The organism is Acinetobacter sp. YH12136 (genome assembly GCF_013418545.1).
GTDB lineage: Bacteria > Pseudomonadota > Gammaproteobacteria > Pseudomonadales > Moraxellaceae > Acinetobacter > Acinetobacter towneri.
Genome location: NZ_VPBV01000043.1, coordinates 1 through 10,929 on the forward strand (window position 1 = coordinate 1; position 10,929 = coordinate 10,929).

Annotated in this window: 15 protein-coding genes and 3 pseudogenes; 9 read left to right on the forward strand and 9 right to left on the reverse strand. The window is 36.2% G+C overall.

Features of this window, described 5'->3' with window-relative positions; genetic code table 11:
• Positions 1-106 (forward strand): annotated as a pseudogene (locus FTU71_RS13680) (IS1 family transposase); the annotation flags it as partial.
• 173 nt (positions 107-279) lie between these two features.
• Here FTU71_RS13680 and FTU71_RS13685 read toward each other — a convergent pair.
• On the reverse strand, positions 280-531 hold the full coding sequence (locus FTU71_RS13685; protein ID WP_180088710.1) for a hypothetical protein: 252 nt from the start codon (positions 529-531) through the stop codon (positions 280-282).
• A 663-nt stretch (positions 532-1,194) separates the two neighbouring features.
• Between FTU71_RS13685 and repM the strand changes: the two genes are divergently transcribed.
• Both repM and FTU71_RS13695 read left to right on the forward strand, forming a co-directional pair.
• Positions 1,195-2,124: a replication initiation protein RepM gene (gene repM, locus FTU71_RS13690; RefSeq protein WP_180112100.1), complete on the forward strand. Its 930-nt coding sequence runs from the start codon at positions 1,195-1,197 to the stop codon at positions 2,122-2,124.
• Positions 2,125-2,202: 78 nt separating this feature from the next.
• Positions 2,203-2,724: a plasmid replication DNA-binding protein gene (locus FTU71_RS13695; RefSeq protein WP_180088714.1), complete on the forward strand. Its 522-nt coding sequence runs from the start codon at positions 2,203-2,205 to the stop codon at positions 2,722-2,724.
• Positions 2,725-2,925: 201 nt separating this feature from the next.
• Here FTU71_RS13695 and FTU71_RS13700 read toward each other — a convergent pair whose 3' ends face one another.
• Positions 2,926-3,474, reverse strand: coding sequence for a hypothetical protein (locus FTU71_RS13700; RefSeq protein WP_180112101.1), 549 nt, complete (start codon positions 3,472-3,474; stop codon positions 2,926-2,928).
• A 198-nt stretch (positions 3,475-3,672) separates the two neighbouring features.
• Here FTU71_RS13700 and FTU71_RS13705 point away from each other — a divergent pair, with 198 nt between their 5' ends.
• Positions 3,673-4,152, forward strand: a complete 480-nt coding sequence (locus FTU71_RS13705) for a hypothetical protein (protein ID WP_180076563.1) — start codon at positions 3,673-3,675, stop codon at positions 4,150-4,152.
• On the forward strand, positions 4,145-4,456 hold the full coding sequence (locus tag FTU71_RS13710) for a hypothetical protein (RefSeq protein WP_180112102.1): 312 nt from the start codon (positions 4,145-4,147) through the stop codon (positions 4,454-4,456). Before FTU71_RS13705 ends, FTU71_RS13710 begins: the two co-directional genes overlap by 8 nt.
• 481 nt (positions 4,457-4,937) lie before the next feature.
• Here FTU71_RS13710 and nadS read toward each other — a convergent pair whose 3' ends face one another.
• Together nadS and FTU71_RS13720 are read right to left on the reverse strand one after the other, a co-directional pair.
• Complete coding sequence (gene nadS, locus FTU71_RS13715) at positions 4,938-5,210, reverse strand: NadS family protein (protein ID WP_005108769.1); 273 nt, start codon at positions 5,208-5,210, stop codon at positions 4,938-4,940.
• A pseudogene (locus tag FTU71_RS13720) lies at positions 5,203-5,373 on the reverse strand (type II toxin-antitoxin system RelE/ParE family toxin); the annotation flags it as partial. The gene nadS and the pseudogene FTU71_RS13720, both read right to left, overlap by 8 nt.
• A 218-nt stretch (positions 5,374-5,591) precedes the next feature.
• Between FTU71_RS13720 and FTU71_RS13725 the strand changes: the two are divergent.
• Positions 5,592-5,840 carry a hypothetical protein gene (locus tag FTU71_RS13725; protein WP_180088700.1) on the forward strand — a complete coding sequence of 83 codons (249 nt, stop codon included), beginning with the start codon at positions 5,592-5,594 and terminating at the stop codon, positions 5,838-5,840.
• Positions 5,841-5,908: 68 nt separating this feature from the next.
• Positions 5,909-7,060 (forward strand): DNA cytosine methyltransferase, encoded by a 1,152-nt coding sequence (locus FTU71_RS13730; protein ID WP_180088702.1) that lies wholly within the window; start codon positions 5,909-5,911, stop codon positions 7,058-7,060.
• Here FTU71_RS13730 and FTU71_RS13735 read toward each other — a convergent pair whose 3' ends face one another.
• The 3 genes from FTU71_RS13735 to FTU71_RS13745 form a co-directional block, all read right to left on the reverse strand.
• The gene (locus FTU71_RS13735; protein ID WP_218945651.1) at positions 7,061-7,681 is read right to left on the reverse strand and encodes a SinI family restriction endonuclease; all 621 of its coding nucleotides are present in this window, start codon (positions 7,679-7,681) and stop codon (positions 7,061-7,063) included.
• A 57-nt stretch (positions 7,682-7,738) separates the two neighbouring features.
• The gene (locus FTU71_RS13740) at positions 7,739-8,005 is read right to left on the reverse strand and encodes a helix-turn-helix domain-containing protein (RefSeq protein ID WP_180088704.1); all 267 of its coding nucleotides are present in this window, start codon (positions 8,003-8,005) and stop codon (positions 7,739-7,741) included.
• Between the two features lie 120 nt (positions 8,006-8,125).
• Positions 8,126-8,380 carry a hypothetical protein gene (locus FTU71_RS13745; protein WP_004787794.1) on the reverse strand — a complete coding sequence of 85 codons (255 nt, stop codon included), beginning with the start codon at positions 8,378-8,380 and terminating at the stop codon, positions 8,126-8,128.
• A 208-nt stretch (positions 8,381-8,588) separates the two neighbouring features.
• Between FTU71_RS13745 and FTU71_RS13750 the strand changes: the two genes are divergently transcribed.
• On the forward strand, positions 8,589-8,810 hold the full coding sequence (locus tag FTU71_RS13750; protein WP_034590295.1) for a helix-turn-helix transcriptional regulator: 222 nt from the start codon (positions 8,589-8,591) through the stop codon (positions 8,808-8,810).
• 44 nt (positions 8,811-8,854) lie between these two features.
• On the opposite strand, the gene FTU71_RS13755 is transcribed toward FTU71_RS13750, so the two are convergent.
• Positions 8,855-9,808, reverse strand: a complete 954-nt coding sequence (locus tag FTU71_RS13755; protein WP_180088706.1) for a MobA/MobL family protein — start codon at positions 9,806-9,808, stop codon at positions 8,855-8,857.
• 223 nt (positions 9,809-10,031) lie between these two features.
• Here FTU71_RS13755 and FTU71_RS13760 point away from each other — a divergent pair, with 223 nt between their 5' ends.
• Positions 10,032-10,790 carry a hypothetical protein gene (locus FTU71_RS13760; protein ID WP_180088708.1) on the forward strand — a complete coding sequence of 253 codons (759 nt, stop codon included), beginning with the start codon at positions 10,032-10,034 and terminating at the stop codon, positions 10,788-10,790.
• Positions 10,791-10,823: 33 nt separating this feature from the next.
• On the opposite strand, the pseudogene FTU71_RS13765 reads toward FTU71_RS13760, so the two are convergent.
• A pseudogene (locus tag FTU71_RS13765) lies at positions 10,824-10,929 on the reverse strand (IS1 family transposase); the annotation flags it as partial.

Below are 10,929 nucleotides of genomic sequence, written 5' to 3' on the forward strand. Positions count from 1 at the left end.
GATCAGGCGAGGCTTTAGGAGAAGCTGCAACTTCTCCAAAAAGCTTGAAAATCATTACAAAGCCTTTGATTTAGCGTTCTTTTATATCAATAATGGATTCGTTTAATGCCAGCATACTTTTTGAAACACCACCAAATTCTGGACTGCCACCACTCTCATTTGCGATTTAAGCGAGTGTTTACGATGCAAACAGAAACATTGATCCTTCTTCTCTCTGATTACCTTTAGGTCAGAGGTGGCCTAACTTAAATAAAAAGTCTCCGACAAACCCGGTACGGTTCAAACTTCATCAAAAAGAAGAAGTAGTTTATGAATCGTTTCTTCAGAGCTCGGATTTATTGATATTTTTATGCTTTGACTGTCTTTTAGATAATCGATAAAAGTATACCCAACACTTAGAAGATGACTACCGTTCAGTGTTAACTCTTCACCGTTTAAAAATACTAACGATAAATATGCTGTTGCATTTAAATAATCAATACTGGAATCTAACAAGACATATTGATCCTCATTTTTTGTTAAAAAGCTCATAATGAACTCCATTTTTGATCCAAAAAATGAGCTTACAGGATTTAAATTTTTCATGATTTCATTTGTTTAGTTTCTGAAAATTTTTTTGATTAACTCAAATTACTACCATTTTTAAAAATTTTTTTTGCCATGAAACTTAATTTTATAGAGCGAGTGTCTACGAGCGAACTTACAAAATTCGAACCCAGACTCTCTGAAAAACTGCTTTTTTAGCCTGTGAAGCCTAAAAGAGTGAAAATCACATGCAGAAAATTGAATCTATACCGAGCGTAGCGAGCAAAAAGCTTTATGAGCGAAGCGAACTCCAAGTTGCTTTTGCTTTTCTTTAAAGTCACAACGAGGTTAACCAAAAAATTGCCCCAGGAATCGAGCGAGAGCGAGATTCAATAGAGTTTGAGCGTAGCGAAAACCAAGTGCAATTTTTCATGATCTGGGCTTTTAATTATTTTTAAAGTTTTTAAATGTTTTTAGACAGGCTGAAAGCCTTTATTAGCAATGCTTTTAGGAGTTATATAGCAACGTTTCCTCGGTTATATAGCAACGTTTCCTCGGTTATATAGCAACGTTTCCTCGGTTATATAGCAACGTTTCCTCGGTATTTGACAACAGGATTTTATTGTGTTGTTATAGCAACACAATAAAATAGTTGCTAAATAGAATGACATGAAAGACTTGGTTGTAAAATCAAATAAACTTGTACAAGCTTTACAGACACTTAGCTTAACTGAAACTCGCCTATTACAATTAGCAATTGTGGATGCTCGTGAAACAGGACAAGGGTTATCAACTGATGAACCATTAGAGTTAAACGCTACTCGCTATGCACAAGCCTTTAATGTTTCCCCAGATGCAGCATATTTAGCGTTAATCGAAGCAGAAGATTCTTTATTTAAAAGAAAATTCACCATTACCAACGAAGATGGCACCCTAACAAAAAGTCGTTGGATCCAAGATGCTAACTATAGAAAAGGTGAAGGTAGGATATTAGTTACTTTAACTCGTGTGGTAATTGAGCATGTCACTAAAATAGATGGTTTTGAGCAATATTTTACTAGCTATCATTTGAAAAAAACTTCAGATTTCAAAAGTGTTTATGCTGTGCGTCTTTATGAGTTATTAATGCAATGGAAATCTGTAGGTAAAACACCTATTTTTGAATTAAATAAGTTTCGCAACCAACTCGGTATAGGCGTTAATGAATATACTCGAATGGAAGCATTTAAAAGACGTGTCTTAGATATTGCTATCGACCAGATTAATGAGTCTTCAGATATCACTGTTAAATACGAACAACATAAAAAAGGCCGTTCCATTTCAGGTTTTTCATTCACATTCAAACAGAAGAAAACGAGCAATCAATCGGTAGAAAACAAGCGAGATCCAAATACGGTAGATATTTTCTCAACCATGACAGATGCTCAACGCCACTTGTTTGCCAACAAACTTTCGCAGCTTCCTGAAATGAGTAAATACTCCCAGGGCACAGAAAGCTATCAGCAGTTCGCTGTACGTATTGCTGAAATGCTCCAAACCCCAGAGAAATTTAAAGAACTATACCCTTACCTCCAAAAAGTAGGCTTCAAGGCTGCCTAGAATATAGACTTGCCGATTTGTCTATTAGACAGTCTAATAGACAAGACATTTTTACAAGATTAGGCATTGTTTTACACCATGAAAAGCCTTTCAGTTTTAGAATTATCCAAGCTTTACGGCATAAACAGACAAACGATTTACAACCATATAAATAAAGGAATTTTAAGTAAAAATTCTGATAACAAAATTGATTTCTCTGAAGCTATCCGTGTATTTGGGGAGCCTGCTAAAAAACAGGATGTAAAAGAACCTGTAAAAATAGACAATCCAAGTTCGGCAGAAGTTTTACTGCTTAGACAGCAGATAGACATGCTGAAAAATCAGCTTTCGGATGCCAAAGACCGGGAATCGTTCTATCAAAACCAGATTGAAACGATGCAGCGCTTACTGGAAGCCCCAAAAGCCAATATGACTACGTTTACCGATCAAGAACAGTCGCAAGCGAATGCAGCTCAGGTACAGCCAGAACCGAGCACCGATGATACGAAACATGACGGATTGACTACTACCGAACCTAAACGGATTCCGATCCCTGAACATGTAGAACCTGAACCTGAGAAAAGGGGATTTTGGAGTCGGTTTTTTAGACCCTATGATTAACGATTATTGTTTAATTCAGATGAACAAACCCGTGGAACATTGGTTAAATATTAGGCGTGGAACGTGAATAATCATAAAAAAAGCCCACCTTGGGGAAGGTGGGCTATCAACTAGGAACTACAGCTTTGAATTATAAGGATAATTATAACGCATTTCGTATAAGGTGTATTATGTTAATTTTAGGAAACTTAATTTTTAATTCTAAATACTGTTTGGTTCTATACCATTACCACCACATCTCTGACAATTACCTGTAGCTCCACCATCACCTTCACATAATTTACACATTAATAATATCGATTGATTAGGCTTAGGTACTAGGTTAGGCTTTATTTTATAAGTATTCTTAAATTCATCTTTACGCTCTTTACTTCTCTGATGACAATTACTAATAAAGCCCTTTAGCCATGTATTAGAAACTAAGTGGCCATAATATTTATCTGTTAATTCTTTAGTTCTATGTTTTTCAAGACGAAAAATTACTTCTCTCTTTCCATTTATTAGCCTATATTTTGCCAATATGATTAAAAGTGGTGAGCGCCCTTCTTTTGAACGTATGTAAATTAAATTATTACTATGAATAATTGATAGATTTGATTGCTCAGTTGCTTCAGATATATCTGTAATCAAATTTTTAATATTCTCTAGAAGATTTTCATCGACTTCATTCTCTACCCTTATGATTTCATTCCGCAGCTTTATCTCTTCATCTTGACGCTGAAGCTCTATAAGCCATTCCTCATAATTCATTATTACTCTCTCCCGCTTAAGATAATTCTCTATAGCTATCAAATTTATATGTTGTTTTAATCATTTTTCTTACTCCTAGATCTGATACATGATTTACTTTACACCGCAATAAATACCAAGTAAATACAAAAAAGTATTTTATTGGTATTTATTGCGGTATGATTGGTATATGAGTTAACAAATTCAGAAGAGGAAAATATGAATCACGAAGATCTAGAAGATATTGCACAAGAAGATAAAATAAAAAGAAAAATGGCAATCGATGAATTAAGCCAATTTTTAGATTTAGGGCTTAACAATAGAATCGATCTTGAATCACAAATAATGAGAGGTATTTCTATTAAGTTGACTGAGTACGAACATGAATTAATTGATGTTGTAGCAAAAGCAATAGGAAAAAGTAAAAGTAAAGTTCTGCAAGAATTGATTGGATCTTATATGGATGCAGCATATGCCTCGTACTTAAAAGGGCTGTACCAACAAGGTGATTTATCTACTGATAATATGAATTTTGAAGGTTTAATAGAGCATTTAAAAAAAGATGCTTCTGAACTTCAAAAAATTGGAGTCAATGGCTTTGATGTATTCATGCTACTTCGTATGGGATATACAAATGAAGGATTAGACCTTTACTCCCAAAAGAGCTTTTCAACTAAATTAGGACACAGTAATGAATAATTATTTTGAGGAATTAGGTCGCATACATGCAAAAGATCTTGATGAAAAATCTATGAAGACCTCTGCGATGTCATTTCAACTGCCTGAAAAGAATCTCCAAAAACTAGATTATTTATGCAAAGTAATGGGAATAACTCGAAGTAAATTTATTCATATGCTGTTAGAGAACAAGCCTTTTGATGCTCTGAAAGCTTATATGAATGCTAGCAACCAAACTATTGATCAGTTAAACCTTCCAGAAAATATAAAAATTAGATTCCAAAGAAATTTAAATCTTAACAAATTATCAAAAAAAGATGAGTGATATAAATATTTACAGCTTATTTAACATAATGGTGGTTATACGCAATACACTTGTATATTAATATAAATATCAGATACTTATTTAAATGATAAAAATCTAAAAAACATAAAAAAGCCGACTTTGAAACAAGTCGGCTTTTTTATGAGCAATTTTGATAGTTTTTGCCAAGAAAATTGGCTAAAAAATGATCAATTTAGCAATCAGCGCCCATTTCATCGGCTTCTAGGATCCGAAACTATCCCCAATTACTGTGGATAAAATTTAGGCTATTTTGTACGCTTTGGCTCACATAAAACTCGGCCCTTTGCGGCTATCCAGGATAGGTGAATTTTCCTATGATGAAGTCATAGAGAACAGGATGTTCCAAACAACAAGAATAAGAAAGATCGCACCAGGAGCGTGAGGTAAGACAGGAGTCATACCTAGCAACCCAATATGAGAAACCCCGGCAGGATGCTGGGGTTTTTTATTATCTAAACTTTTAAATCAGAGTTGGATGGGCATCCAGAATGCGAATTAAAGTCGCTGCAGGACCAGTCGGATAACGACGGCCTTGTTCCCAGTTTTGTAGGGTTCTCGCGCTGATATGCAAACGTGCAGCAAACTCTGCCTGGGTTAAGCCAGTTTTCTCACGTACTTCTTTAATATCTGGCAATTCAAGCGCTGTGACTCGGCTTGCTTTTATTTCATTGCGTTTTATGGCACCAGCTTCTTTGATTGAAGCAACCAGGTCATCAAATAAGTTGTTATCCATGAAATTGCTCCTTTACTAATTGACGTAGAATCGAGGTTTCTTTGTCTGTCAGATTATCTTTCACAGACTTTGGATAAGCCACCAGGAAAAAGATCTGATCATCTTCTGTAACCCAATAATAGATCACACGGATACCGCCACTTTTGCCTTTATTGCCCTGAGCAGGACCGACTGTCCACAATACTGTCTAGGATCAAATATTGATTGTTTGTTTACTCACTTTAAGTACCTCTATTTTAATTAATATTTGAATACTTTATGTGAATTCAGCTTTTAAAAAATGATATATAGCAACAATGCGACAGTTATTGTCGTTTAAATATTGATCGATTTTGTTTTTCATTTCATATTATAAAAATATTCTTATATCAGGTATTTACTATGTCTAAAAATTCCAAGCAAACATCAAAATCTGTTAGCTCCTTAGCATCTAAAATCTTGAAGAACCCATCATCTTCAGCAATCCAAAAAGAATTAGCAGGGTCTGCACTGTCACAGTCCAAATCTAGTAAACAGACAGGTTCTGATTTGGAGTCAAAAGCATCTCATGTTTTACAAAGTGATAAATATAGTGAGACTACAAAAACACTAGCAGCATCGGTTCTTTCTCAATCAAATAAAGAAAGATAGAAATTTAACAGTGGACCTGGGGTTATATCTTTAGTATGATCCCAGCATTGTTTTTGTCGGATTCTTATGTGAACTATCTCAGTTTTTTTAGTGGTGCTTTAGGTCTAGATCTTGGCTTAGAAAAGGCTGGTTTTAAACCTTTGATGTATTGTGAATTTGATAAAAAGTGTCAGGAAACAATCAAGTTAAATCAGCCAAATGTTCCACTATTAGGTGATATTCGAAATTATTCAGCAAAAGATATTCTTAAAGAATTAAGTTTATCGGACAAAGATCAGATCGATTTAGTTGTAGGCGGACCACCATGCCAAGCATTTTCAACAGCTGGGGCTAGACGTTCATTTGAAGATGAACGAGGTAACGTATTTATTCACTATCTTCAATTAGCTACTGATCTAAAAGCTCGTTATATAGTGATAGAAAATGTGCGAGGACTATTATCAGCTGTTTACAAACCATCAGACCACGATGAGATTTCTCTAAAAGATGCAAAAGGCACGGCTCTAGAATACGTTGTTCAATTTCTAGAAACTAAAGGATATGGAGTTTCTTTCAATCTATATAATTCTGCCAATTATGGAGCACCTCAAATTCGTGAGCGTGTAGTAATTATTGCATCTGCCGATGGTTCTAAAGTCCCATATTTGAACCCAACTCATAGTCAAAATGGCGAATTTGGTCTTCAACCATGGAAAACTCTTAAAGAAGCGATTAGTAATCTAACTCCAGATCAAAATCAGGCTTGTGCTGTATTTCCTGAGAAGAGGCTGAAGTATTATCGCTTATTGAAATCTGGACAAAATTGGAGAAATCTGCCTGATGAACTTCAAAAAGAGGCTATGGGAAAATCATATTATTTAGGTGGTGGTAAAACAGGTTTTTTAAGACGTTTAGACTGGAATAAACCTAGCCCAACTCTTGTTACTAGCCCAACCATGCCAGCAACTGATCTTGCTCATCCCGAAGAAGATCGTCCATTGAGCGTGGCTGAATATGCTCGCATTCAACAATTCCCTGATCATTGGAAATTTGCAGGTAAGTTAGTTGATCAATATAAACAAATTGGAAATGCAGTACCTGGTGACTTAGGTTATGCAATTGCACAAGCGATTATTAATCATGATCAAGGCAAGAATATACAGCCACCACAGGGTTTTCCTTTCTCTCGGTATAAGTTTACAACTGAAAAAGATTGGAAAAAGGCTTTTCAAAAGAAGTAATTAAGCTAGATAGTCTCTTATAAATTGTAAGAATCCTTCTTCACTTAACTGATCACGAAATTCTTCTTCAGGAAAGTTCTCCCAATTTGTATTGGTCACTCTTTTTTTAGATGGTTTGGAATACGTTCTGAACCATTTTTCAATTGTAGTTCCCTGACGAATAGCTGAGGATGAAGAGTTTTCAGTATTATCTCTATTCTTGACTTGAACTGCTTCCCACAATTTAGTTGACTGATTGTATTTAATAAAATCAATCGCTCGAACAAAATCTCCTGCACACCAAACCCATCCATGTGGTTCAAGGACTTGGGCTATATATCGTTCCAGTAAAGCACCAACCAAATTCTCTGCTGACATAGATAATTGATGTTCAATTTTAATTTGCTCAGTTTGTTCTTTTGTAAACTTACAACATTGCTGAAGAATCACACTAACAGCATCATCAGGAATAGTTGTAGGTCTTGATAAAGTAAGTTTCTGATCTCTAGATCTCAGGTAACATTCATGTAAAGCATTTATGCCTTCATCAGAATCTAAATGGAGACTTTTACTTCTGCTAGAAAGTCGATCAGGATTATCTTTAAGAAAATTCAGTAAGACTTTGAATTTTGGATCGTACATTTATTCTAATCCATTGAAAATTCACTATCTTATGCCATGAGCTAAATAAAAACTATTTTATCCTTCATCTAATTCACCTCGCTTTTTTATATATTCCAAAGCTTTTTCAACCTCATTAGCCTTAGACTCTAAAACCAAGTTAAAATCTTTTAAATGTTTATATTTATTTAATTTTTTAACATAATTAGCCACAGTATTATTAGAACATCCTAAAAAACTTGCTATTTCCTTTTGATAAAGTCCATGATTTACATAAAGTTCATAAGCCAAAATTTGCTTTAAACCAATTGGACTATCAAAAAACTTCTTGTCGAACATGCTCACAAATAAACTGCAGAAAATATTTACACTATCATCCCATATATCAAAGGACTTAACATAAAATCTCTTATCCGAAATGAAAAAAGGGAGCTAAAGCTCCCTACGTATCATCACATTAATAAGCTAGCACAGACTGTAGTAAGACTCAGGAAAGTGTCCAAAAAAATTCTGTTTAATTTGCTCAATCTCGACCCCGTCAGGATACTTCGCCAACTGCTGATCAAGCCAAACCAAAAATGCCTCCTGATTGTCATAACAATGGTTTACAGCTAAAAATTCAGCAATCCCGTATCCCCTTTGGATATTCAGCTCTCTTAATAATTGACGTCCAACTAGCCTTGTTTGTTCACTGATCCAAAGTTCTCGGTTATATAACATTCACTTTCTCCTCAACTATATGAATGAGGGTGATGTAAGCTGTAAACTTTGATTTAGTAGCTTCACCCTGTATAATTTCAAATTAGAGGTTAAATCTACCTATAAAGACAAATTATAACCTGCTGTAGGTTATAATTTACCAAACCAGTTCCACTATTGCAACAAAAAACAACCTACAGCAGGTTATTTTTTTTTACTAAAAGATATTATGATTAACTGCAAGTTATCTTCCCTAATGGGCGAGCGTAAGATTCTGAAAATCAGTGACGTAGTCAATGCTACTGGAATCAATCGAAATACATTGACTGCACTCTATTACGACAGGGCTATTCGGATAGAATTATCGGTAGCTGATAAGTTATGCAAGTATTTCGATTGCAACATGAATGACCTGTTTGAATATACAGATGACGAGAATGAAGAACAGTAGACTTGTACGCTTTAACGTACAAGTTCAGGTTTGAACGTATAAACCTACCAAAAACTCGGGCCATCATAGCCTCTAGTTCTTTCCTGTATTTGCTGCTGTTCTTGTTCCAACTGCTTCTGTTTACTCAGTTCTGCCTCATAATGTGATCGATACAGCTCATAATTATTTTCAGCACGAATCCGCTTGATCTCCTCGATCATTTCTTGCTGCTTGGCCAATAATTCTGGTTCATTTTTCCGTGCAAAACGCACCGCTTTGTTCATCACAGGCACATCTTTTAACTGCGTGCCGTGCTTTTTGTTGTAATCACGATGGGAAAGGCAGCTGACAAAGCTTGGAACTTCAACCGGAATGCCACGGATTTCAACGGTTTTGGTCGGTGCATACTGTGCCAAACTGGCATTGATCAATTCTTCCGTCTTCTGCCGATACAGCTGCAACTGAGCTTTCCCCATGCCCAGGACATCAGCCGTCAATTTCTGAGCACCGCCTTTTTCAGGCTGTTTCGGGTTGTATCGCTTAAAAAACTGCTCTGCTGTCCGCTCGATGTCATCCACATGCCGCTCGCTATACATGAAATGCAGATGCGGCTGCTCGATACCTCCAATCGCCCCAGCATGATTGTGGATGGCACAGGTGAAGGGATAGCGGTAACGGTCGGCAAACTCTGCTATAAATTCTTCGGCAAGTTCAATACGCTGAGCCTGGGTAAGTTCTTTGGGAAAGGCCACCACCAGGCTCGAACAGGTTCGCCCATTGCTGCGCTCATAAACATCAGCTGCCTGCCAGAACTCTGCCGGCTTGCCCTCGGCAAAGCTCGGCATGTTGCCGGATTTCACAAACTCGATCTGTTCCGCTGCGCTTTCTTTGTAGTGTCTGAAATGCGAGGTCCGCGTGATGTAGTGGAACCTGTTCTTGGCCGTGGCTGCATTTTTCACTTTGCCGGAGCGGGTTTTCACGGCTGTTTTTACAGTGTGTTCCAGGTTGCAGTAGAACATGTGTCCACCTTCAAATTCGTGCAGCCTCGCAGAGCCTGCGGAGCACGAGGAGTAGTGTTTTTAATTCGATATAATTGCGTAGTAATTATATCGAATTAAAAACACGGAAACGAGCTTAAGAATTAAATAAAATGTTCCCACATTTTATTTAATTCTTCCCGTGCCAGCATATAATGTCTGAAATCATAAAAATTGTGCCCTTTTTATACCTGCGGAGAATGCAATGGCGACTCGTGGAAGACCAGCGAAAGTACTCTCATCAAAAGATTTATTCGAATTAGAAGAATTTCTAATGAATCTAGATTTTCTCAAAAAAAACCAGCAACGAGCCAACACCATTCTGCATAGTAAAGAATATGATGAATTAGATGAAAAAGACCTGCGCTTGTTAAAAATCGTCCATCGGGAAAAAGTTCAATTTGAACAAAGACAGCGACTGATAACCCAAATACAACTTAAACAAAGCAACAAGCAGCCGCTTTTGGCGAATGAAATCGAAATTTTGCAGTTACTTGAAAAAGAGCAAGATCAGGAAACATTCTTTCGTCTTGATCGAGCTTTACAGTCCTACCAAAAGCTCGAGAAAGCAGCCTTGGATGACCGTATACGCCTCGAAAATGAACATAGAAGGGACATTCTGAATAAAACTAATAAAAAACTGACAGAAGCTCAAAAAAAGAGAAATGCTGAAAATCAGCTTAAATATGCATTGGGCGGTATTGTCTTGTCTATTTGGAAAGACTTCAAAATAGAGATTGATCCCAATAATTTAAAAACGGTTGAATCTAGAATTAAGAGCAGTTTTTATACTGTAAAAAAAATAAGACAGAGCGTGCTTTTCCAGGAAGCTATCGCAATGACACAAGACAATACAGAAGCCTCTAAACTATTCTTTCTAGCCTTAGATGCACTGCCAACGTACAAAATCAATCATGAAGAGTCTCATAAAGTCATCCTCCAAAAGCTGTATAAGCCAAAATAAATTCTGGGTGGTGTTTCAAAAAGTATGCTGGCATTAAACGAATCCATTATTGATATAAAAGAACACTAAATCAAAGGCTTTGAAATGATTTTCAAGCTTTTTGGAGAAGTTGCAGCTTCTCCTAAAGCCTCGCCTGATT

Excerpts from the sequence above, each read along its gene's own strand:
- FTU71_RS13685 (WP_180088710.1), bottom strand. The coding sequence starts at position 531 with ATGAGCTTTTTAACAAAAAATGAGGATCAATATGTCTTGTTAGATTCC.
- repM (WP_180112100.1), top strand. The coding sequence starts at position 1,195 with ATGAAAGACTTGGTTGTAAAATCAAATAAACTTGTACAAGCTTTACAG.
- FTU71_RS13695 (WP_180088714.1), top strand. The coding sequence starts at position 2,203 with ATGAAAAGCCTTTCAGTTTTAGAATTATCCAAGCTTTACGGCATAAAC.
- FTU71_RS13700 (WP_180112101.1), bottom strand. The coding sequence starts at position 3,474 with ATGAATTATGAGGAATGGCTTATAGAGCTTCAGCGTCAAGATGAAGAG.
- FTU71_RS13705 (WP_180076563.1), top strand. The coding sequence starts at position 3,673 with ATGAATCACGAAGATCTAGAAGATATTGCACAAGAAGATAAAATAAAA.
- FTU71_RS13710 (WP_180112102.1), top strand. The coding sequence starts at position 4,145 with ATGAATAATTATTTTGAGGAATTAGGTCGCATACATGCAAAAGATCTT.
- nadS (WP_005108769.1), bottom strand. The coding sequence starts at position 5,210 with ATGGATAACAACTTATTTGATGACCTGGTTGCTTCAATCAAAGAAGCT.
- FTU71_RS13725 (WP_180088700.1), top strand. The coding sequence starts at position 5,592 with ATGTCTAAAAATTCCAAGCAAACATCAAAATCTGTTAGCTCCTTAGCA.
- FTU71_RS13735 (WP_218945651.1), bottom strand. The coding sequence starts at position 7,681 with ATGTACGATCCAAAATTCAAAGTCTTACTGAATTTTCTTAAAGATAAT.
- FTU71_RS13745 (WP_004787794.1), bottom strand. The coding sequence starts at position 8,380 with ATGTTATATAACCGAGAACTTTGGATCAGTGAACAAACAAGGCTAGTT.
- FTU71_RS13750 (WP_034590295.1), top strand. The coding sequence starts at position 8,589 with ATGATTAACTGCAAGTTATCTTCCCTAATGGGCGAGCGTAAGATTCTG.
- FTU71_RS13755 (WP_180088706.1), bottom strand. The coding sequence starts at position 9,808 with ATGTTCTACTGCAACCTGGAACACACTGTAAAAACAGCCGTGAAAACC.
- FTU71_RS13760 (WP_180088708.1), top strand. The coding sequence starts at position 10,032 with ATGGCGACTCGTGGAAGACCAGCGAAAGTACTCTCATCAAAAGATTTA.